Genomic DNA, 21,433 nt, shown 5'->3' with positions numbered 1-21,433 from the left:
GGCGTCAGCGTGCGAGAGCCCGCTCGCTGCGATCCAGGAATTCCAGCATCGAGCGCACGTCGTCGCTTTCCTGCGCCAGCGACACCAGCTGCTCGCGCGCGTCGGCCTGGGTCAGGCCGGCCATGTACAGCGTGCGGTAGGCGCGCTTGATCGCGGCGATGCGGGTGGGGTCGAAGCCGCGGCGCTTCAGGCCTTCGCTGTTGATGCCGCGCGGGCGGCCGCGCTGCTCGTTGGCCATCATCACGAACGGCGGCACGTCGGAGCCGACCAGGCAGCCCATGCCGATGAAGGCGTGCGCGCCGACCTTGCAGAACTGATGCACGCCGGAGAAGCCGGACATGATCACGAAGTCGCCGATCTCCACGTGCCCGGCCAGCGCCGAGTAGTTGGAGAACACGGTGTTGTTGCCGATCTGGCAGTCATGCGCCACGTGCACGTAGGCCAGCAGCCAGTTGTCGTTGCCGATGCGGGTGATGCCGCCGCCATCGCCCGTGCCGCGGTTGACCGTGACGAATTCGCGGATCAGGTTGCGGTCGCCGATGACCAGCTCGGTGCGCTCGCCCTGGAACTTCTTGTCCTGCGGCGCGCCGCCGAGCGAGGCGAACTGGCTGATGCGGTTGTCGCGGCCGATGCGGGTGGGGCCTTCGATCACCACGTGCGGACCGACGACCGTGCCCTCGCCGATCTCCACCTCGGCGCCGATCACGCTGTAGGCGCCGACGCTGACATTGGCGCCCAGTTTGGCGGAAGGATCGATCTGTGCGGTGGGGTGGATGGCGCTGGCCTGGCTCATTTGTCGGACCTCGCCGCGCAGACCAGCGTGCAGGAAGCGACCTTCTTGCCGTTGACGCGGCTCTCGGCCTCGAACATGCCCATGCCGCGCAGCAGGCGCAGCAGCTTCACTTCCATCAGCAGCTGGTCGCCCGGCACCACCGGGCAGTAGAAGCGCGCGTCGTCCACCTTGGCCAGGTAGAACAGCGGGCTGCCGGTGTCGCCCTTCATGCGGCTGCTGATCTGGGTGAGCAGGCCGGCGGTCTGCGCCATGGCCTCCACGATCAGCACGCCGGGCATTACCGGATGGCCCGGGAAATGGCCCTGGAAGAACGGCTCGTTCATGGTCACGTTCTTCAGGCCCACCACGCGGTGGTCCGGCTCCAGCTCGATCACCCGGTCCACCAGCAGGAACGGATAGCGGTGCGGCAGCAGCTTCTGGATCTGCTCCACCGTCACCGGCAGGTGGTAGGGCTCGGTCTTGTCACTCATTGTTGCTGTCCTTCTCCAGCGCCGAAAGCCGGCGCACGTACTCGTCAAGGTGCTTGAAACGGGCCGCATTGCGCCGCCACAGGCGGTTTTCCTGCAACGGTACCCCCGAGGAATACTCGCCGGGCTCGCGGATCGAATGGGTCACCAGGCTCTTGGCCGTAATGGTAACCCGGTCGGCCAGCTCCAGATGGCCCAGCACGCCGGCGTTGCCGCCGATCATGCAGTAGCGGCCGATCTTCGCGCTGCCGGCCACCGCGGCGCAGCCGGCCATGGCGGTGTGCGCGCCGACGTGGACGTTGTGGGCGATCTGGATCTGGTTGTCCAGGCGCACGTCCTCTTCCAGCACGGTGTCTTCCAGCGCGCCGCGGTCGATGGTGGTGTTGGCGCCGATCTCGCAGTCGTCGCCGATGCGCACGCCGCCGAGCTGCGGCAGCTTGATCCAGTGGTCTTTGTCGAAGGCGAGGCCGAAGCCGTCCGAGCCGATCACCGCGCCGGGGTGGACCAGCACGCGCTTGCCCAGGGTCACGCGGGTGACCAGGGTAACCCGCGCCACCAGCCGCGACTGCGCGCCCACCGTGCAGCCGGCGCCGACGATGCAATGCGGGCCGAGCACGGCGCCGTCTTCGATCACGGCGTCTTCTTCCACCACGCAGCAGGGACCGATGCTGGCCATCGGCGCGATGCGCGCGGCGGGCGAGACCACGGCGCTGGCATGGATGCCGGCGGGCGAAGCGGGCAGGCGCTCGAACAGCGCGGCGATCTTGGCGTAGGCGACGTAGGGGTCCTTGGCGATGAGTGCGGCGGTGGGACAGTCGCTGAGGTTTTCTTCGCGCAGCACCACCACGCCGGCGCGCGCGCCGGCGAGCTGGGCGCCGTATTTGCTGTTGGACAGGAAGCTCAGCTGGCTGGGGCCGGCGCCGGCCAGGGTGCCGACGCCGTCGATCACGCGCTGGCCATCGCCCTGGAAGGCCAGGCCGAAGCGTTCGGCCAGCTCGGCCACGGTGTATTGGAAGGTGCTCATGCGGGCTCCCTGGCGGTGCGGGCATTGTAGGGCGCGGGGGGCGCGGCGTCTTTCCGCACGGGCAAAAGAAAGCGCGGCCGTGGCCGCGCTTTCGGGGTGTTGCGGTGCTTCGGACCCTGCCGGTCAGATGATTGCCCGGCTTAGAACTGGCTGCCGAAGGTGAACTGGATGCGCTCTTCGTAGTGACGATCTTCCTTCTTGGAGCGGATCGGCGTGGCGAAGTTGATGATCAGCGGGCCGATCGGCGCCTGCCACTGCAGCGAGATACCGGTCGAGGCGCGCAGCTCCGAAGCCTTGAAGGCGCTGTAGTCCTTGTACACGTTGCCGACGTCGACGAACCACGACACGCGGGCGGTGTTCACGTCCTTCAGGAACGGCAGCGGGATGAACACCTGCGCCGTGCCCAGCACCTTGAACGCGCCGCCGACCGGCTGGGCGTAGGTGTAGTAGCCACCGTTGCAACGGCCGTCCTTGTCGGCCTGCAGCGGCTTGCCGCTGGCGTCGGTGCCCACGCAGAGCTTCGGGCCCAGCGTGTTGTCCTGGAAGCCGCGCACGTCGCGCACGCCGCCGGAGTAGTAGTTCTCCCAGAACGGGAAGTCGATCTTCTGGCCCTTCACGTAGTCGCCGAAGCTGTTGTCGTACTCCTGGCCATAGGTCTTGCCGTAGCCGACCTGGCCGTCCAGGTACAGCACGAAGCCGCCGCCGATCGGCCAGTAGTGGTTGGCCTCGCCGAAGATCTTGTAGTACTGCACGGTGGAGCCGGGCAGCGCGATGTCGGTGGACAGCGTCATCATGCCGCCGCGGGTCGGCGCCCAGTAGCCATTGCGCGTGTCGTGGGTCCAGCCCAGCTGGCCGGTCCACGAGTGGATGGTCTTGTGGCCGATCGCGTTCTGGTAGTCGATCAGCTGCTGCGGCGACAGGCTCTGCGTGACGATCTGGCCGGTGGAGTCGTAGGTCTGGTAGTCCAGGTTGATCTTGTTGCTGCTCAGGCCGAGGCCGGCGCGCAGGCTGTCGAAGTCGGTGATCGGGATGTTGAGGAAGGCCGAGAACGACTTCTGGCTGCTGGTGAAGTTGACGAAGTCGCTGTTGGCGTCGCCGTAGTCGCTCTTGCTGTACGCGGCGTTGTAGCCGATGCCGATGCCGTTGTCGGTCAGGTACGGGTTGAAATAGGTGGCGCTGACGCTGGTGACGTAGTCGCTGCGCTGCGCGGACACCGAGAAGCTGTCGCCCGTGCCCAGGAAGTTGTTCTGCGACACCGAGGCGGACAGGATGATGCCCGAGTACTGCGAATAGCCCACGCCGAACATCAGGCTGCCGGCGGACTGTTCTTCCACCTTCACCGTCAGGTCGACCTGGTCCTCGGTGCCCGGCACCAGCTTCTTGTCGATGTCGACCTTCTTGAAGTAGCCCAGGTGCTGCAGGCGGATCTTCGAGCGGTCGATCGCCGGCTGCGAGTACCAGCTGCCTTCCAGCTGGCGCATTTCGCGGCGCATCACGTCGTCTTCGGTGCGGGTATTGCCGTTGAACACCACGCGGCGCACGTACACGCGCTTGCCGGGCTCGATGTAGAAGGTGAGGTCGACGGTGCGCTTGTCCTTGTCCAGCTTCGGCACCGGGGTGACCTTGGCGAAGGCGTAGCCGATGCTGGCCAGGATGCTCTTGATCGCATCGGAGCTGGCTTCGATCGCCTTGCGGTTGAAGGTCTGGTCCTTCTTCTGGAACACCAGCTGGCGCAGGGTTTCTTCCGGCAGCACCAGGTCGCCGAGCAGGTGGATGTCGGAGACGGTGTAGATCTCGCCTTCCTTCACCGCGGCGGCGATGTACATCTCGCGCTTGTCGGGGGCGATGCTGACCTGGGTGGAATCCACGCCGAAGTCGGCGTAGCCGCGGTCCATGTAGTAGGACTGCAGCTTCTCCAGGTCGCCGGAGAGCTTCTCGCGCGAGTACTGGTCGTCCTTCGAATACCAGGACATCCAGTTGGTGGTGTCGGATTCGAAGTCCTTGCGGATTTCCTTGTCGGTGAACGCCTTGTTGCCGACGATGTTGATCTCTTTGATCTTGGCGACCTTGCCTTCGCGGATCTCGATGTCGATCGCCACGCGGTTGCGGTCGAGATTGGTGACGTGCGGTTCGACCGAGACGTTGTACTTGCCGCGGTTGTAGTACTGGCGGATCAGTTCCTGCTGCACGCGGTCGAGCGAGAGGCGGTCGAAGGTCTCGCCTTCGGACAGGCCGATCTCCTTCAGGCCCTTGCGCAGGTCGTCTTCCTTGATGTCCTTGTTGCCGCGCAGGGTGAGCTTGGCGATGGACGGGCGCTCGGTGACCTTGATCACCATGATGTCGCCTTCGCGGTCGATCTCGACCTCGCTGAAGAACTTGGTCTGGTACAGGGCGCGGATGGCGCGCTGGGCGGCATCCGTGGTCAGGCGGTCGCCCTTGTTGACCGGCAGGTAGTTGAGCACCGTGCCCGCCGAGATGCGGCTTAGGCCATCGATGCGGATGTCGGAAACGACGAACGGCTCGAACGCAAGCGCGTTGGCGGTGAGTGAGGCAAGCAGGATCAGGGCGGCGATACGCTTCATCGTCGATTCCGTTGTTTATGCGGACGCAGCGGCCGCCTTGGCCGCTGCGCGTATGAATTGAGCCGGAAAAGTGCCCGGACTCGAAAAAAAGCGCGCGCCGTTCGCGAGCGCGGCGGAGGATGCTTCAACGCATGGCGCGCCGGCACGGGCGACAACCGGTGTCGCCTTGCCGCGGGCCGGCCGTCCCCCGACGCTGGCGTTGGGCACGCGCGTCACAAGAACAGACTGCGATGGATGTCGTTGTAAAACGCCAGACCCATCAAGGTGAGCAGCAGGAACAGGCCGACGTACTGGCCGGCCATCATCGTGCGCTCACTCAGCGGACTGCCCTTGACCAACTCAATAAGGTAATACAGCAGGTGACCGCCGTCCAAGACAGGGATGGGCAGCAGGTTCAATACCGCCAGGCTCAGCGAGACCAGGGCGAGGAAGCGCAGGAACCAGGCGGGGCCCATGCTGGCCGAGGCATTGGCCACCTGGGCGATGCCGATCACGCCGGAGAGGTTCTTGGTCGAGGCCTGGCCGCTGACCATCTTGCCGATCATGTTGAACAGCGAGACGGTGTTGTCCCAGGTCGCGCCCAGCGAGGCGCCGACCGCGGCCACCGGCCCGTAGCGGCGCACCACCTGTTCCGGCTGCGGCGGCGACACGCCGATCAGCCAGCGCGGCGGCTGGCCTTCCATCGATTCCATGCGCGCGGTGACCGTGAAGTTCAGCGGCTTGCCGTTGCGCTCCACCGCGATCGCCAGGGCCGGCGACCGGGTCGCCTCGGCCACCACCAGGCGCGAGAAGGCTTCGAAATCGGCCACCGGCTGGCCGTTGATGCTGACGATGCGGTCGCCGCCCTGCATGCCGGCGGCGGCGGCCGGGAAGCCGGCGCGCACCACGGCGGCGACCGGCGCGGCGGGCGCGGTCTTGATGCCGAGCTTTTCCAGGTACTGGCCGATGTCCTGCCCGGCGGGCAGCTGGTTCAGCGGCAGGGTGACCACGCGCTCGGCGCCGTCGGTGCCGCGCAGGCGCAGCGGCAGCGGTTCGCGGCCGAGCAGGGCGTTGGCGATGGCGTCGTAGGCGTCGCTCAGGGTGTCGACCGGCTTGCCGTCGACGGCGAGCACGCGGTCGCCCGGGCGCACGCCGGCGTCGGCGGCCATGCTGTGCGGCACGGCGGTGACGTTGGGCGCGGCGTCGGGCATGCCGACCACGAACATGGCCCAGAACGCGGCCACGGTGAAAATCAGATTGAAGGCGGGGCCGGCCGCGACGATGGCGATGCGCTGCCACACCGGCTTGCGGGTGAACTCGCGGCCCTGGTCGGCCGGGTCGACCTCGCCCTCGCGGGCGTCCAGCATCTTCACGTAGCCGCCCAGGGGAATGAGGGCGACCTGGTACTCGGTGCCGTCCTTGCCGATGCGCTTCCAGATGGCGCGGCCGAAGCCCACCGAGAAGCGCAGCACCTTGACGCCGCAGCGGCGCGCGACCCAGTAGTGGCCGAACTCATGAAAGGTCACCAGCACGCCCAGCGTGACCAGCAACCAGAAGATCGAGCCGAAAAAGGAATTCATCTGCAAGAGCTTATCAGCATGCGTTGCGGAGGATGCGGCGGGCGGCCTCGCGGGCTGCCCGGTCACGTTCAGTAAGGGACCGGACATCGACCACGGCTTGCGGCGGCAGTTCCATGAGCACGCTTTCGACCACGTCGGCGATCGACAGGAAAGGCAGCGCGCCGGCGAGGAAGGCTTCCACCGCCACCTCGTTCGCGGCATTCAGGACGGCGGTGGCGTCGCCCCCCGCGCGCAATGCCTGGAAGGCCAGGGCCAGGCAGCGGAAGGTGGCCAGGTCCGGCGCCTCGAACTGCAGGCTGCCATGGGCGGCCAGGTCCAGCGGCGGCACGCCCGAATCCACCCGCTCCGGCCAGGCCAGCGCATGGGCGATGGCCGTGCGCATGTCCGGATTGCCGAGCTGGGCCAGCACCGAGCCGTCCACGTAGTCGACCAGGGAATGCACCAGGCTCTGCGGATGCACCAGCACCTCGATCGCATCGGGGGCGGCCTGGAACAGGTGGTGGGCCTCGATCACTTCCAGGCCCTTGTTCATCAGGGTGGCCGAATCGACCGAGATCTTGCGCCCCATCGACCACTTCGGATGCCGGCAGGCCTCGTCCGGGGTGATGCCGGCCAGCTCGGCGCGGCTGCGGCCGCGGAACGGGCCGCCGGAGGCGGTCAGCACCAGCCGGCGCACGCCGCTGCGGGCCAGCTCGGGGCGGCCGCCGGGCAGGCACTGGAAGATGGCGTTGTGCTCGGAATCGACCGGGATCAGCTCGCCGCCGCCTTCGCGCAGCGCGGCCAGCAGCAGCTCGCCGGCCATCACGATCGATTCCTTGTTGGCCAGCAGCAGGCGCTTGCCGCTGCGCGCGGCGGCCAGGGTGGAGTCCAGGCCGGCGGCGCCGACGATGGCGGCCACCACGGTGTCGCACAGTCCGCCGGAGGCGGCGGCGGTAATCGCGTCGTGGCCGGCGGCCACCTCGCAGCGCACGCCGGCGGCGGCCAGGCGGCGGGCCAGTTCGCCCTCCAGCGCCGGATCGCCGATCACGGCGAGATCCGGCCGGTGCCGCTCGCACAGCGCGGCCAGCGCTTCCACCTGGCGGTGGGCGGCCAGCACGCTGGCGCGGAAACGCTGCGGATGGCGCGCGATCACGTCCAGCGTGCTGCCGCCGATGGAGCCGGTGGCCCCCAGTACCGCGATCTGGCGCCGCCCGCTCATAGACCCAGCAGCAATTTGCCGGCGGCGAACACGGGCAGGGCGGCGAACACGCTGTCCAGGCGGTCCAGCAGGCCGCCGTGGCCGGGGAACAGGTTGCCGGAGTCCTTCACCGCGGCATGCCGCTTCATCAGGCTTTCCAGCAGGTCGCCGACGATCGAGGCGACCACGGTCACCATCGACAGCAGGATCAGGCCGACCAGCCCGCCGTCGCGCACCTGCAGCAGCCAGCCGCCCACGCCGGCCACCAGGGCGCCGGCGACGAAGGCGCCGTACACGCCGGCCCAGGTCTTGCCGGGGCTGATGGTCGGGGCCAGCTTGCGCTTGCCGAACAGGCGGCCGCTGAAATAGGCGCCGATATCGGCGGCCCACACGATGGCCAGCGCCAGCACGGTCCACTCGTGCCCGTGCGGCTGGGCGCGGTGGATGCTCATCGCGGCCACCCACGAAGGCAGCAGCACCAGCGCGCCGGCGCCGAGCTTGAACAGCTGGTTCTCGCGGGTCGGCGCGGCGCCGAAGGCGAAGTGCCGCAGCCACACGCAGACCAGCGCCCACCACAGCACGCCCGCGGCGATCAGCACCGCCCACAGCGCGGTATCGCGCGCCCACCACAGCAGGGCGAACAGCACGGCGGCCACCGCCAGCAGGCCGATGCGCACACCGGTGTCCTTCAGGCCGGACAGGCGCGTCCATTCCCACAGCGCCAGCAGGAAGGCGGCCGACACGAGCGGCGCGAACACATGGGTCGGCGGCCACAGGATCAGCAGGATCGCCAGCGGCGCGAGCAGCAGTGCGGTGAGAGTGCGCTGGAGCAGCATGCGATTCCCTGGGTTAGGCCTTGGCGGCGACCTGTTCGCCGGTGCGCCCGTAGCGGCGCTCGCGGCGTGCATATTCCTCGATGGCCTGCCGCAGGCAAGCCTGGTCGAAGTCCGGCCACAAGGTATCGGTGAAGTAGAGCTCCGCGTAGGCGGCCTGCCACAGCAGGAAATTGCTGATGCGCAGCTCGCCGCCGGTGCGGATGAACAGGTCCAGCGGCGGCAGGTCGGCCAGGCTCATCCAGTGGCCGAGCAGGTGCTCGTCGATCTCGTCGGCGCGGAACTCGCCGCGGGCCACCGCTTCGGCGGCCTTGCGCGCGGCCTGGACCACGTCCCAGCGGCCGCCGTAGTTCACCGCCACGTTGAGGTGCAGCTTGTCGTTGCCGGCGGTGTGCGCGATCGCCTGGTTCATGCGCTGGCGCAGGCCCGGCTCGAACGCGCCCAGGTCGCCGACGAAGCGCATGCGCACGCCGTGCTGGTGCAGTTCGTCCACTTCCTTGTCGAGCGCGCGCACGAACAGTTCCATCAGCGCGCCGACCTCGTCCTGCGGACGCTGCCAGTTCTCGCTGGAGAAGGCGAATACGGTCAGCGCCTGCACGCCTTCGCGCAGGCAGCCCTCGACCACTTCGCGCAAGGCCTTGCGGCCGGCGTTGTGGCCGAAGCTGCGCGGGCGGTGGCGCGCCTTCGCCCAGCGGCCGTTGCCGTCCATCACGATGGCGATGTGGCGCGGGATCCGCGCGGCGTCGGCGCCGGTCATGGAGTGGGAACGATGGCGCGTCAGAGCGCCATCAGTTCCTCTTCCTTGGCCTTGGCGATGGTGTCGACTTCCTTGACGAAGCGATCGGTGAGCTTCTGGATGTCGTCCTCGGCCCGGCGCTCGTCGTCTTCGGTGATCTTCTTGTCCTTGAGCAGGTCCTTGACCTGCTGCATCGCGTCACGGCGCACGTTGCGGATCGAGATCTTGGCGTCCTCGCCCTCGTGCGCCACGTGCTTGGCCAGCTCGCGGCGGCGCTCTTCGGTGAGCGGCGGCATGTTCAGGCGGATCACGGTGCCGGCGGTGGTCGGCGTGATGCCGACGTCCGAGGACAGCAGGGCCTTCTCGATCGCGGCGATGTGGCTCTTGTCGAACGGCGTGATGATGATCGAGCGGGCGTCGCCCAGCGAGATCGAGGCCACCTGGTTGAGCGGCATCTCGGAGCCGTAGGCCGGCACCCTGATGTGTTCCACCAGCGCCGTGCTGGCGCGGCCGGTGCGCAGGCGGGTGAGGCTGTGCTTGAGCGAGTCGATGCTTTTGCCCATGCGGGTCTGGGCATCGGTCTTGATGTCGTTGAGCATGGGCATACCCCTTGAACGTGCAAGCCTGGAAGTATAGCAGCGGGGGAAGCCCGCACGGGGGCGGGCTTCCGGGGCTGGCGGGGCGCCCTGGGGCGGCCCCGCGAAGGCGTCAGCGGTCGGTGACGATGGTGCCGATCGATTCGCCGCGCATGATCCGCAGCAGGTTGCCCGGCACGGTCATGTCGTAGATGCGCAGCGGCATGCCGTGGTCGCGGCACAGCGCGATGGCGGCGGTGTCCATCACCGCCAGCTTGCGCTCGATCACCTGGTCGTAGGTGAGCTGGTCGTAGCGGGTGGCGCTGGGGTCGCGGGCCGGGTCGGCGGTGTACACGCCGTCGACCTTGGTGGCCTTCAGCAGCAGGTCCGCGCCGATCTCCACCGCGCGCAGCGCGGCGGCCGAGTCGGTGGTGAAGAACGGATTGCCGGTGCCGGCCGCGAACAGCGCGATGCGGCCCTTCTCGATATGGCGGATGGCGCGGCGGCGGATGAAGTCCTCGGCCACGTCGTGGATCTGGATGGCGCTCATCACGCGGGCGAAGCCGCCGCGGCGTTCGATCGCATCCTGCATGGCCAGCGCGTTCATCACGGTGGCGAGCATGCCCATGTGGTCGCCGGTGACGCGGTCCATGCCCGCGGCGGCGAGGCCGGCGCCGCGGAAGATGTTGCCGCCGCCGATGACCACGCCGATCTGGATGCCGGCCTTCTGGATGTCGATGATCTCGTCGGCCAGGCGGCCGATCACTTTCGGGTCGATGCCGTAGTCGGCTTCGCCCATCAGCGCTTCACCGGAGAGTTTGAGCAGGATGCGGCGATATTTAAGCGGTTCGCTCATGGGGTCTCCGGATTGTGTGTGGCAAAACGCGCGCATTGTAGCGGCTGCGCCGCTCCTAAGGTAAGCGCGAGGCGCCTGGTGGCGCGGGGTGCGACGATGTTTCGTTCATGCTTGCGTGTTTCCGCGGCGTGGCGCGGACGTCCGGCCGTCCATCCATGCGTGCTGCGCAACGAATCGCGGGCAATAAAAAAGCCGCGGTTTCCCGCGGCTTTTTCATCGCATGCGCAAGCAGGTCAGACCTGCATGGCCTTCTGCACTTCGGCGAGATAATCCTCCTGGATCTTCTCGATGCCTTCGCCCACGACCAGGCGCACCACCTTCACCACGTCCGCGCCTTCCTTCTTGAGGGCGTCGCCGACGGTGACGTTGGTGTCCAGCACGTAGGGCTGGCCGACCAGGGTCACGTCCGACACGATCTTGTTGATCTTGCCGGAGATGATCTTGTCGAGGATGTCGGCGGGCTTGTTCTTTTCCTTGTCCGACATGGCGGCGAGGGCGATGTCCTTCTCGCGCGCGATGAAGTCGGCGGGAACGTCCTCGGCCTTCACGTAGGGCGGGTTCATGGCGGCCACGTGCATGGCGATGCCCTTGGCCAGCTCTTCCGAGCCGCCCTTGAGCGCCACGATCACGCCGATCTTGCCGCCGTGCGAATACACGCCGAGCGGGCCGTCGTTCTCCACGCGGGCGGCGCGGCGCACGTCGATCTTCTCGCCGATGGTCGCGGTCTTGGCCTTGGCGGCCTCTTCGATGCTGGCGAAGCCTTCGATCGCGGCGGCCTTGACGGCCTCGATCTCGGTCACGCCGGCCTTCAGCACGGCCTGCGCCACGGCATTGGTGAAGTCGACGAATTCGGCGTTCTTGGCGGCGAAGTCGGTCTCGCTGTTGACCTCGACCAGCACGGCCTTGCCGTTGTCGCTGGCGGTGGCCACGCGGCCTTCGGCGGCGACGCGGTCGGCCTTCTTGTCGGCCTTGGCCAGGCCGGTCTTGCGCAGGTGCTCGATGGCGGCTTCGATGTCGCCGTTGGTCTCGGTGAGCGCCTTCTTGCAGTCCATCATGCCGGCGCCCGAGCGCTCGCGCAGTTCGCCGACCAGTTTTGCGGTAATGGCAGTCATCTGGGTTCCTCGAAAATCTTTGAAACGCCCCGGCCGGTGCCGGCCGGGGCAGGGGATGGCTTACTCGCCGTCCGCTTCGCCTTCGGTCTGGCGGCCACCGCGGCCGCCACGGCCGCCGTCGCGGCGCGGGGCGCCGGCGCCCTTCTTGGCCGGACCGCGGTTGTTGTCGCGGCGCGGAGCGGCCTTGCGCTCTTCCTTGGCGACCGGGTTGCCTTCCTCGTCGAGCTCGACGAACTCGTTGGCGTCGCCCTGGGCGGCAGCCGGAGCGGCGGCACGGCCCTCGAGGATCGAGTCGGCGGCGGCGCGGGCGTACAGCTGGATCGCGCGGATGGCGTCGTCGTTGCCCGGGATGGCGTAGTCCACCAGCTCCGGGTTGTAGTTGGTGTCAACGACCGCGACCACCGGGATGCCGAGCTTCTTGGCTTCCTGCACGGCGATGTCTTCATGGCCGATGTCGACCACGAACAGCGCGTCGGGCAGGCGGTTCATGTCCTTGATGCCGCCCAGCGAGTTCTCCAGCTTGTCGCGCTCGCGGCGGCGGGCCAGCACTTCGTGCTTGACCAGGCGGTCGAAGCTGCCGTCGGTCTCGGCCGCTTCCAGCTCCTTCAGGCGCGCCACGGACTGCTTGACGGTGCGGAAGTTGGTCAGCATGCCGCCGAGCCAGCGGGCGGTGACGAAGGGCATGCCGGCGCGGCCGGCTTCCTCGGCCAGGGCCTCGCGGGCCGAGCGCTTGGTGCCGACGAACAGCACGGTGCCGCGCTTCTGCGCCACGCCCGACAGGAAGTTCATCGCGTCGGTGAACAGCGGGAGGGTCTTTTCAAGGTTGATGATGTGGATCTTGCCGCGGGCACCGAAGATGTACGGAGCCATCTTGGGGTTCCAGTAGCGGGTCTGGTGACCGAAATGCACGCCGGCTTCAAGCATCTGGCGCATGGTGACTTGTGCCATGGGAAAACTCCTTCGTTGGGCCTTGTCATGTGGCCCGGGGGTTGGGACCTCCACGCATCCCCGGCTTCGACCGCGGTACCCCAAGGGCCCGCGGCACCCCGAAGGCGGTGCCGATGCGTGTGTGGCGTTGGTTTGTCCGATCAAGGACTTAGGCGATCATGCCGCAGCGCGGTTACAATCGTTTTTCGCTTTGCGGCCGGTCGGGAAACGCCATGTATGGCGGGTTCTCCGGGCAGCAAAACTCCGAAATTATAGCCGGCGCGCCGGCATAGCAGCAAGCCGCCGGCCGGTTCAGCCTGAGCTGGGCCCGTTGAAGCCGGGGTTTGCGGCGCCATTTGAGTGGAACTATGGCCGTTACCCTGAAATCCCCCGCCGATATCCAGGCCATGCGCGAGGCCGGCAAGCTGGCCGCCGAAGTGCTGGCCATGCTTAAAGAGCACGTCAAGCCCGGCGTCACCACCGAGGACCTGGACCGCCTCGCCTACGAGCACATCGTCAACGTGCAGAAGGCGATCCCGGCCAACGTCGGCTACAACGGCTTCCCCAAGACGCTGTGCACCTCGGTCAACCACGTGATCTGCCACGGCATCCCCAGCCCGTCCAAGCTGCTGAAGGACGGCGACATCATCAACCTGGACGTCACCGTCATCAAAGACGGCTGGCACGGCGACACCAGCCGCATGTACTTCGTCGGCACCCCGTCGGTGCTGGCCCGCCGGCTGGTGGAGACCACCCACGAGGCGATGATGCTGGGCATCCAGTCGGTGCGCCCCGGCGCCACCCTGGGCGACGTCGGCCACGCCATCCAGAAGCATGCCGAGGCGGCCGGCTTCTCGGTGGTGCGCGAGTACTGCGGCCACGGCATCGGCAAGGTCTACCACGACGAACCGCAGGTGCTGCACTACGGCAAGCCCGCCAGCGGGCTGGAACTGAAGCAGGGCATGACCTTCACGGTCGAGCCGATGGTCAACGCCGGCAAGCCGCAGACCCGCCAGCTGCCGGACGGCTGGACGGTGGTCACCAAGGACCACTCGCTCTCGGCCCAGTGGGAGCACACTATCGCGGTGACCGAGGACGGCTTCGAGATCCTCACGCCCTGGCCGGATGCCTGAGGGGCGGGCATAGAGAATGGTAAACAGGGAATCGGAGGGCGGCCGGATGGCCGCCCTTTTTGCTTTACGGGTCGTCATTCGAGCTCGTCGCCGATCCGTCGTGGCAGACTCCTATTCCCGATTCCCTATTCTCTATTCCCTCACCCCATGACCGTCGTGCTGCCCCCGCTGCCCCGCCTGCCCATCGCGGTCCCGCGTTCGGGCGTGTCGACCGAGGCGCGGCGGGCCCTGCGGCAGCTGCTGGGCGACGTCGACCGCGCCATCGCCACCGCCTTCCGCGACGGCGCCGACGCCACCGCCCTGGCGCGCCGGCGCGGCGATTCGGTGTCGCGCATCGTGGCCCACGTGTGGACGGCCTGCCTGGGCGAAGTCGATGGCGCGGCGCTGTTCGCCGTCGGCGGTTTCGGGCGCGGCCTGCTGTTTCCGCATTCGGACGTGGACCTGCTGGTGCTGGCCGAGCGCGCCGAGCCGGCGCGGCTGCGCGCGCTGGAGCAATGCTTCGCCACGCTGTGGGATATCGGCCTGAAAGTGGGCCACGCCGTGCGCGATCCGGCGCAGTGCCGCACGCTGGCCGCGCAGGACGCCAGCGTGTTCACCAGCCTGCTCGATGCGCGCCGGCTGGCCGGCGATCCGGCGCTGGAGCAATCGCTGCAGGCGATCGTCGACGATCCCGCGCTGTGGCCGCCAGCCGCCTACCTGGCCGTGCGCCTGTCCGAACGCGACAGCCGCCACGCGCGCTACAACGACACCGCCTACAACCTCGAACCGAACATCAAGGATGGCCCCGGCGGCCTGCGCACGCTCGATTCGCTGCGCTGGCTGGGACGCCGCCTGGCGCATGCGGACGACTTCGACGACATGGTGGAAGAAGGCCTGCTCGACCCGGCCGAACGCTCCACGCTGGAAGAAGCCGAAGCCACGCTGCGCCGCTACCGCTTCGCGCTGCACCTGGAAGCCGGCCGCGCCGAGGAGCGCCTGCTGTTCGATTACCAGCGCGCGCTGGCCGAGCAGCTCGGCTTCCGCGACGAGCACGAAAAAAATCTCGGCGTCGAACAGTTCATGCAGGGCTATTACCGTGCTGCCAGCCAGGTAGAGCGGCTGGGCGTGCAGATTGCCGAGCGTTTCGAGGAAATGCTCGAACCGCCGATCGAGCCGCAGGCCGTGGGCGCGGATTTCCTGCGCTACGGTTCGCGCCTGGCGGTGCGCGATCCGGACCTGTTCGTGCGCCGGCCCGCGGCCCTGGTCGAAGTGTTCATCCTGCGGCTCGGCGAGCCCGGCATCGTCGGCTTCACCGCCGACACCATGCGCCGCATCCACCAGGCCACCGCGTTCTTCGGCGCCTCGCTGGCCGACGATCCGCAGGTGCTCGATGCCTTCCTGCGCCTGCTGCGCAAGGGCGCGCCGGCGGTGGAAGCGTTGTGGCGCATGAACCGGCACGGCCTGCTGGCGGCGGTGCTGCCGGCCTTCGGCAAGGTGTTCGGGCGCATGCAGTACGACCTGTTCCACGTCTACACCGTGGACGAACACACGCTGCGCGTGCTGCGCAACGTGGCGCGCTTCGCCGAACCGGCCGCGCGCGGCGAATTCCCGCTCGCCTGCGGCATCTGGCCCACGCTGGAAAAGCCCGAGCTGCTGCTGCTCGGCGCGCTGTTCCACGACATCGCCAAGGGACGCGGCGGCGACCACTCGGTGCTGGGCGAAGAGGACGCGCGCGCCTTCGGCGCCCGGCTCGGGCTGCCGCGCGAAGACATCGAGCTGATCGCCTGGCTGGTGCGCTGGCATCTGCTGATGAGCGTCACCGCGCAGCGCCAGGACATCACCGACCCCGACGTGGTGCAGCGCTTCGCCGAAGCCGTGGGCGAGCGCGAACGCCTGGACCTGCTCTACCTGCTGACCATCGCCGACATCATCGGCACCAGTCCGCGCTTGTGGAACGCGTGGAAGGACCGCCTGCTCGCCGACCTCTACACCGCCACCCGCTACGCGCTGGCCAGCGACGACGAGCTGCCGCGCGATGCCGCCGCGCGCGTGCGCGAATGCCGCGAGGCCGCGCTGGCGCTGCTGCTCACCGAAGGCTTCGCGCAGGCCGCCTGCGAACGCGTGTGGCTGGATTTCCCGGAGCAGAGCTTCCTGCGCCACCGGCCCGAGCAGATCGCCTGGCAGACCGCGGCGATCCTGCGTTCGGCCGGCGCCACGCCTTTGATCGAAGTGCATCCGCTGTCGGTGCGCGGCACGACGGAGCTGTTCGTCTATACGCCCGACCGCGACGGCCTGTTCGCCTCGGTCACCGCCATGCTCGACCGCCTGCATTTCTCGGTGATGGAGGCACGCATCCTCAACAGCCGCAACGGCATGGCGCTGGATACCTTCCTGCTGCTGGAATCGGACAGCCAGCAGCCGGCCAGCGCGGAGCGCGCCGAGGAACTGCAGCAGCGCCTGCATCGCGCGCTGTCGCAGCCGGCGCATGCGCACCAGCCGTCGCGGCGGAACATGTCGCGGCACCTGAAGCATTTCCAGGTGGCGCCGAAGATCGCCTTCAGCGCGGTCGGCGACCGCACCCGGCTGTCCCTGGTGTGCAGCGACAGGCCTGGCCTGCTCGCCGCGGTGTCGCAGGCCATGGCCGACGCCGAGGTGCGCGTGCACGACGCGCGCATCGCCACCTTCGGCGAGCGCGTGGAGGATTTCTTCCTGATCAGCGATCGCCGCAACGCGCCGCTGAGCGTGGTGCAGCAGGACCGCCTGCTGCACGCCCTGCTGGACCGGCTGGGCGCGGCCAGGCGCGCGGGCTAGGGCAAAGTCCGCAACACGCGCGATGGACGGCCAAACGGCTCGCCCGCCGCGACCAATCCCGCTAGCATGGCCGGGTTCTCACCAGCCCCCTTCAGCACCCCATGCAAAGCATCGAATCCCTGATCAACGACGCCTTCGAGCGCCGCAACGACCTCACCCAGTCGGACATCGAAACCTATCTGCGCCCCGCCGTGGAGCAGGTGATCGACCTGCTGGAATCCGGCGAACGCCGCGTCGCCGAGCCGGACGGCAACGGCGGCTGGACGGTCAACCAGTGGATCAAGAAAGCCGTGCTGCTGTACTTCCGCATCAACGGCAACCGCGTGGTCGACGGCGGCTCCGCGCTGGCCTTCGACAAGGTGCCGCTGCGCTTCGCCCACGGCAACGACGCCGAACTGCAGGGCCTGGGCGCGCGCGTGGTGCCCGGCGCGCTGGTGCGCCGCGGCGCGCACGTGGCCAAGGACGCCGTGCTGATGCCCAGCTACGTCAACATCGGCGCCTATGTCGGCGCCGGCAGCATGGTCGATACCTGGGCCACGGTGGGCTCCTGCGCGCAGATCGGCGCGCACGTGCATCTGTCCGGCGGCGTCGGCATCGGCGGCGTGCTCGAGCCGCTGCAGGCGAACCCCACCATCATCGAAGACAACTGCTTTATCGGCGCGCGTTCCGAAGTGGTGGAAGGCGTGGTGGTGGAGAAGGGCAGCGTGATCGGCATGGGCGTGTTCCTGGGCCAGTCCACCCGCATCTACAACCGCGCCACCGGCGAGATCAGCTACGGCCGCGTGCCGGCCGGCAGCGTGGTGGTGGCCGGCAGCCTGCCGGCCAAGGACGGCACGCACAGCCTGTACGCCGCCATCATCGTCAAGCAGGTGGACGAGAAGACGCGCAGCAAGACCGGCATCAACGAACTGCTGCGCAGCGCCGACTGATGGCGGCCACGGCCGGGGTGAGTATGGCCGCGGCGCGCAAGCGCGGCTATCTGCTCGCCCTGGCCGGCGTCGTGCTGGCGGTGCTGGCGTTCGCGCTGCCGCCTGTGGCGCAGCCGCAGGCTTACCACGGCTTCGCCGACGCGCGCGGCTGGCTGGGCGTGCCGAACTTCGGCGACGTGATGTCCAATCTCGCGTTCCTGCTGGTGGGCGTGCTGGGCCTGTCCGCCATGCGCGAGCCGCGCGTGCAGGCGATGGGCAGGATCCCCCTGCATGCCTATGCCTTGACGTTCGCCGGCCTCGCGCTGACCGCCTTCGGCTCCGCCTACTACCACTGGGCGCCTTCGGACGCGCGGCTGGTATGGGACCGCCTGCCGATGACCCTGGTGTTCATGCCGCTGCTTGCCGCCACGCTGGCCGAACGCCTGCGCTGGCGCTCCGACCTGCCGCTGCTGGGCCTGTCCCTGCTCGGCGTGGGCTGCGTCGTTTACTGGAACGTCACCGGCAATCTGTTGCCGTATTTCGTGGCCGAGGGCGGCTCGATCCTGCTGCTCCTGCTGGCGGTGGCCCTGTTGCCGACGCCGTGGAGCGGGCGCGCGCAGCTGTTCGCGGTACTGGGTACCTATCTGGTGGCCTTTGCCTGCGAGCAGGGCGACAAGCAGGTGTTCCAGGCAACCGGCGGCACGGTCAGCGGGCACACCATCAAGCACCTCGTCGCCGCTCTGGCTTTCTACGTGCTGCTGCGCATGCTGCGGCGGCAACAACCCATCGACGGATAGCAACGCATGAGCAACCCCACGCTGTACGGCCTGCCCAACTGCGACACCTGCAAGAAGGCGCGCAACTGGCTCAACCGCTTCGACGTCGAACACACGTTCGTCGACTACCGCGCCAACCCGGTGCCGGCCGACACGCTGAAGGACTGGGCGCACCGGCTCGGCGGCTGGGAGAAGCTGGTGAACAAGGCCGGCACCACCTGGCGCAACCTGCTGCCGCAGCGCAAGAACCCCGGCAGCGATCCGGAGTGGACTTTGCTGCTGAAGGAATATCCGGCCCTGGTGCGCCGCCCGGTGGTGGTGCAGGCGGACGGTTCGGTGAGCGTCGGCTTCACCGACAACGGCTTCAAGAAGCTGTTCGCGCACTGAGATGCCGGCGCGCTACGCCAAGCTGCTGCTGGTCTGCGGGCTCGCCCTGCTGGTGAGCCTGGTGGCGTTCGGCAACCTCACCGACTACGGCAGCAACTTCGCCTTCGTGCACCACGTGCTGGCGATGGACACAATCTTCCCCGGCGCCACCATCCGCTACCGCGCCATCACCACGCCGTGGCTGCAGCACGCGGCGTATGCGCTGATCATCGCCACCCAGCTCGTCACGGCCGCGCTGCTGTGGGCTGGTGCGTGGCGCATGTGGCTGCGCCGGCGCGCACCGGCAGCGCTGTTCGTGCGCGCGAAGGGCCTGGCGACGGCGGGGCTGAGTCTTGGCGTGCTGCTGTGGCTGGCCGGCTTCATGGCGGTCGGCGGCGAGTGGTTCGGCATGTGGATGTCCTCGCAGTGGAACGGCGTCGAGACGTCCTTCCGGCTGGTGGCGCTGCTGCTGGGCGCGCTCATCTACCTGGGCCAGAGCGAGGCGGAACCGGCATGAACGATCGCAGCGCACGCCGCTATCTCGCCAACCTGCGCATCGAGCGCGACAACGCCGCGCTGTACGAGCGCCTGGCCGACCTGGCCAGCGACGAACGCAAGCAGCGCGCCTATCGCCGCATCGCGCTGGCCGAAACCGCCAACGCCGCGTTCTGGGAAGCGCAGCTGCATGCCATGCACGTCGAGGTGCCGCGGCACGAAGCCGGCATCCGCGTGCGCGTGCTGTCGTGGTTCGCGCGCCGCTTCGGCACCGAGTTCGTCATGCCCACCGTGGTGCGGCTGGAACATGCCGACCATGTCGAACCCTCGGTGGACCGCAAGGAGCTGCGCAACCATTTCGCCGAAAGCGCGCCGCTGCGCAGCGCCAGGCGCGACAGCCGCGGCCAGAGCGGCAATACGCTGCGCGCCGCCGTGCTGGGTGCGAATGACGGGCTGGTGTCCAACGTCAGCCTGGTGATGGGCATGGCCGGCGCCTCCGGCAACGACAAGGCCGTGCTCACCGCCGGCATCGCCGGGCTGGTTGCCGGCGCCTGTTCGATGGCGCTGGGCGAATGGCTGTCGGTGAACAGCTCGCGCGAGTTCTACCAGGCGCAGATCGCGGTGCGCGCGGAGCGCCTGGCGGTGGCGCCGGAAGACGGCGCGCGCAGCATCGCCGGCATCTATCGCGACAAGGGGCTGGAGCCGCAAGTCGCCGAGACCGTCGCCGAGCGTCTTTCCGAAACGCCGCGCGCCGCGCTGGATACGCTGGTGCGCGAAGACCTGGGCATCGATCCGGAAGACCTGGGCGGTTCGGCCTACAGCGCGGCCATCTCTTCGTTCTGCATGTTCGCACTGGGCGCCGCGTTTCCGGTCGCGCCGTATCTGTTCCTCGGCGGCAGTGCCGCGATGCTGGCCAGCGCCGCTGCCACGGCGTTCGCGCTGGCCCTGATCGGCATCGGCACCTCGCTGTTCACCGGCCGCAGCGTGGTGTTCTCGATCGCGCGGCAGCTCGGGATTACTGCCGCGGCAGCTTCGATCACCTATGCCGTTGGACACGTGATCGGCGGCGCGCTGATCGGCTAGTTTCTTCTCCACGGCGAGACCGGCCCTCGCTGCATCCATGGGAATCCGCATGTCCGCCGTCTTCGACCTCACCGCCGAACTGATCCGCCGCCGCTCGGTGACGCCCGACGACGCCGGCTGCCAGGCCTTGCTGGCCGAGCGCCTGGCGCGCGTGGGTTTCAAGGTCGAGCACCTGCGCTACGGCGAGGTGGACAACCTCTGGGCCACGCATGGCGAAGGCGGCCCGCTGCTGGTGTTCCTCGGCCATACCGACGTGGTGCCGAGCGGGCCGGCGGAAAGCTGGCAGAGCGATCCGTTCGAACCGGTGGTGCGCGACGGCTATCTCTACGGCCGCGGCGCGGCGGACATGAAAGGCTCGGTGGCGGCGATGGCGGTGGCGCTGGAGGCCTTCGCCGCGGCGCATCCGGAGCATCGCGGCCGCGTCGGTTTCCTGATGACCAGCGACGAGGAAGGCCCGGCCAATCTCGACGGCGTGCGCAAGGTGGCCGAACATTTTCGCGCCAGCGGCGAGCGCATCGACTGGTGCGTGGTGGGCGAGCCGTCGTCGAAGGAGCGCCTGGGCGACCTGATCCGCGTCGGCCGGCGCGGTTCGCTGTCGGCGACGCTGACGGTGCGCGGCATTCAAGGCCACGTGGCGTATCCGGAGAAGGCGAAGAACCCGATCCACGCTTTCGCGCCCGCGCTCACCGAGCTGGCGGTGGAACGCTGGGATGCCGGCAATGCGGATTTCCCGCCGACCTCGTTCCAGGTGTCCAACCTCAACGCCGGCACCGGCGCGAGCAATGTCATTCCCGGTGCGCTGGTGGCGCTGATCAATTTCCGCTACAGCACCGCCAGCCGCGCGGACGAGCTGCGCGCGCGCGTCGAGCGGATTCTCGATCGCCATCATCTCGACTACGCGCTGGAGTGGAGCCTCTCCGGCGAACCTTTCCTCTGCCCCGCCGGCGGCGCGCTGCGCGACGCGGTGGTGTCGGTATGCCGCGAGCTGTGCGGCACGGAGCCGGAGCAGAGCACCGGCGGCGGCACCTCGGACGGGCGCTTTATCGCACCGCTGGGCGCCGAAGTGGTGGAGCTGGGGCCGGTCAACGCGACCATCCACAAGGTGGACGAATGCGTCGCCGTGGCCGACCTGGAAAAACTGCCTTCGCTGTACCAGGCCATCTGCGAGCGTCTGCTGGGCTGAGTGCCCGCGGGCGATGGTGGCTACGTTTTCCCCGCACGAAGCACGCACCAAGGAGAAG

The 21,433-nt window shown here is 68.4% G+C and carries 20 protein-coding genes; 8 read left to right on the top strand and 12 right to left on the bottom strand.

The genetic code is table 11. The annotated features are described in order from the left end of the window. Nucleotides 1-4: 4 nt before the first annotated feature. The 12 genes from lpxA to rpsB all read right to left on the bottom strand — a co-directional run bounded on the left by lpxA (nt 5) and on the right by rpsB (nt 12,662). The gene (gene lpxA / locus FHW85_RS20660; RefSeq protein ID WP_167257852.1) at nt 5-793 is read right to left on the bottom strand and encodes an acyl-ACP--UDP-N-acetylglucosamine O-acyltransferase; all 789 of its coding nucleotides are present in this window, start codon (nt 791-793) and stop codon (nt 5-7) included. Then, nucleotides 790-1,263 (bottom strand): 3-hydroxyacyl-ACP dehydratase FabZ, encoded by a 474-nt coding sequence (fabZ, locus tag FHW85_RS20655; RefSeq protein WP_167257850.1) that lies wholly within the window; start codon nt 1,261-1,263, stop codon nt 790-792. Before fabZ ends, lpxA begins: the two co-directional genes overlap by 4 nt. Then, nucleotides 1,256-2,284 (bottom strand): UDP-3-O-(3-hydroxymyristoyl)glucosamine N-acyltransferase, encoded by a 1,029-nt coding sequence (lpxD, locus tag FHW85_RS20650; RefSeq protein ID WP_168649515.1) that lies wholly within the window; start codon nt 2,282-2,284, stop codon nt 1,256-1,258. The genes fabZ and lpxD overlap by 8 nt, the downstream gene beginning before the upstream one ends. A 140-nt stretch (nt 2,285-2,424) precedes the next feature. After that, nucleotides 2,425-4,866 (bottom strand): outer membrane protein assembly factor BamA, encoded by a 2,442-nt coding sequence (bamA, locus tag FHW85_RS20645; RefSeq protein WP_167257846.1) that lies wholly within the window; start codon nt 4,864-4,866, stop codon nt 2,425-2,427. 212 nt (nt 4,867-5,078) lie between these two features. Next, nucleotides 5,079-6,425 carry an RIP metalloprotease RseP gene (gene rseP / locus FHW85_RS20640; protein WP_168649514.1) on the bottom strand — a complete coding sequence of 449 codons (1,347 nt, stop codon included), beginning with the start codon at nt 6,423-6,425 and terminating at the stop codon, nt 5,079-5,081. Nucleotides 6,426-6,438: 13 nt separating this feature from the next. Next, the gene (locus tag FHW85_RS20635) at nt 6,439-7,623 is read right to left on the bottom strand and encodes a 1-deoxy-D-xylulose-5-phosphate reductoisomerase (RefSeq protein ID WP_168649513.1); all 1,185 of its coding nucleotides are present in this window, start codon (nt 7,621-7,623) and stop codon (nt 6,439-6,441) included. Further along, the gene (locus tag FHW85_RS20630; protein WP_168649512.1) at nt 7,620-8,438 is read right to left on the bottom strand and encodes a phosphatidate cytidylyltransferase; all 819 of its coding nucleotides are present in this window, start codon (nt 8,436-8,438) and stop codon (nt 7,620-7,622) included. Before FHW85_RS20630 ends, FHW85_RS20635 begins: the two co-directional genes overlap by 4 nt. A 13-nt stretch (nt 8,439-8,451) precedes the next feature. Next, the gene (gene uppS, locus FHW85_RS20625) at nt 8,452-9,192 is read right to left on the bottom strand and encodes a polyprenyl diphosphate synthase (protein WP_167257840.1); all 741 of its coding nucleotides are present in this window, start codon (nt 9,190-9,192) and stop codon (nt 8,452-8,454) included. 20 nt (nt 9,193-9,212) lie between these two features. Continuing rightward, entirely contained in the window at nt 9,213-9,770 is a 558-nt protein-coding gene (frr, locus tag FHW85_RS20620; RefSeq protein ID WP_167257838.1) for a ribosome recycling factor, read from the bottom strand. 109 nt (nt 9,771-9,879) lie between these two features. Further along, nucleotides 9,880-10,602: a UMP kinase gene (gene pyrH, locus FHW85_RS20615; RefSeq protein WP_167257836.1), complete on the bottom strand. Its 723-nt coding sequence runs from the start codon at nt 10,600-10,602 to the stop codon at nt 9,880-9,882. Nucleotides 10,603-10,835: 233 nt separating this feature from the next. Next, nucleotides 10,836-11,714: a translation elongation factor Ts gene (gene tsf, locus FHW85_RS20610; protein ID WP_167257834.1), complete on the bottom strand. Its 879-nt coding sequence runs from the start codon at nt 11,712-11,714 to the stop codon at nt 10,836-10,838. 60 nt (nt 11,715-11,774) lie between these two features. Next, nucleotides 11,775-12,662, bottom strand: a complete 888-nt coding sequence (gene rpsB, locus FHW85_RS20605; protein ID WP_168649511.1) for a 30S ribosomal protein S2 — start codon at nt 12,660-12,662, stop codon at nt 11,775-11,777. A 347-nt stretch (nt 12,663-13,009) separates the two neighbouring features. Between rpsB and map the strand changes: the two genes are divergently transcribed. From map to dapE, 8 genes are all read left to right on the top strand, one after another. After that, a complete protein-coding gene (gene map / locus FHW85_RS20600) occupies nt 13,010-13,774 on the top strand; it encodes a type I methionyl aminopeptidase (protein WP_167257830.1) in 765 nt (254 codons plus the stop codon). A gap of 147 nt (nt 13,775-13,921) precedes the next feature. Continuing rightward, nucleotides 13,922-16,564, top strand: coding sequence for a [protein-PII] uridylyltransferase (gene glnD, locus FHW85_RS20595; protein ID WP_168649510.1), 2,643 nt, complete (start codon nt 13,922-13,924; stop codon nt 16,562-16,564). 101 nt (nt 16,565-16,665) lie between these two features. Continuing rightward, nucleotides 16,666-17,493 carry a 2,3,4,5-tetrahydropyridine-2,6-dicarboxylate N-succinyltransferase gene (dapD, locus tag FHW85_RS20590; RefSeq protein WP_167257826.1) on the top strand — a complete coding sequence of 276 codons (828 nt, stop codon included), beginning with the start codon at nt 16,666-16,668 and terminating at the stop codon, nt 17,491-17,493. Next, nucleotides 17,493-18,269 (top strand): ceramidase, encoded by a 777-nt coding sequence (locus FHW85_RS20585; protein ID WP_168649509.1) that lies wholly within the window; start codon nt 17,493-17,495, stop codon nt 18,267-18,269. The genes dapD and FHW85_RS20585 overlap by 1 nt, the downstream gene beginning before the upstream one ends. 6 nt (nt 18,270-18,275) lie before the next feature. Beyond that, nucleotides 18,276-18,635, top strand: a complete 360-nt coding sequence (locus FHW85_RS20580) for a Spx/MgsR family RNA polymerase-binding regulatory protein (protein WP_168649508.1) — start codon at nt 18,276-18,278, stop codon at nt 18,633-18,635. 1 nt (nt 18,636) lies between these two features. Then, nucleotides 18,637-19,131: a DUF2165 domain-containing protein gene (locus FHW85_RS20575; protein ID WP_167257820.1), complete on the top strand. Its 495-nt coding sequence runs from the start codon at nt 18,637-18,639 to the stop codon at nt 19,129-19,131. Beyond that, a complete protein-coding gene (locus FHW85_RS20570; RefSeq protein WP_168649507.1) occupies nt 19,128-20,192 on the top strand; it encodes a VIT1/CCC1 transporter family protein in 1,065 nt (354 codons plus the stop codon). The genes FHW85_RS20575 and FHW85_RS20570 overlap by 4 nt, the downstream gene beginning before the upstream one ends. A gap of 49 nt (nt 20,193-20,241) precedes the next feature. Beyond that, nucleotides 20,242-21,375, top strand: a complete 1,134-nt coding sequence (gene dapE / locus FHW85_RS20565) for a succinyl-diaminopimelate desuccinylase (protein ID WP_168649506.1) — start codon at nt 20,242-20,244, stop codon at nt 21,373-21,375. The last annotated feature ends 58 nt before the right edge of the window (nt 21,376-21,433 follow it).

Origin of the sequence: Dyella sp. SG609 (genome assembly GCF_012275375.1) — a bacterium.
Taxonomy (GTDB): Bacteria; Pseudomonadota; Gammaproteobacteria; order Xanthomonadales; family Rhodanobacteraceae; genus Dyella_D; species Dyella_D marensis.
The sequence above is the reverse complement of the archived record's forward strand: the minus strand, read 5'-3'. Positions and strand labels throughout refer to the sequence as shown.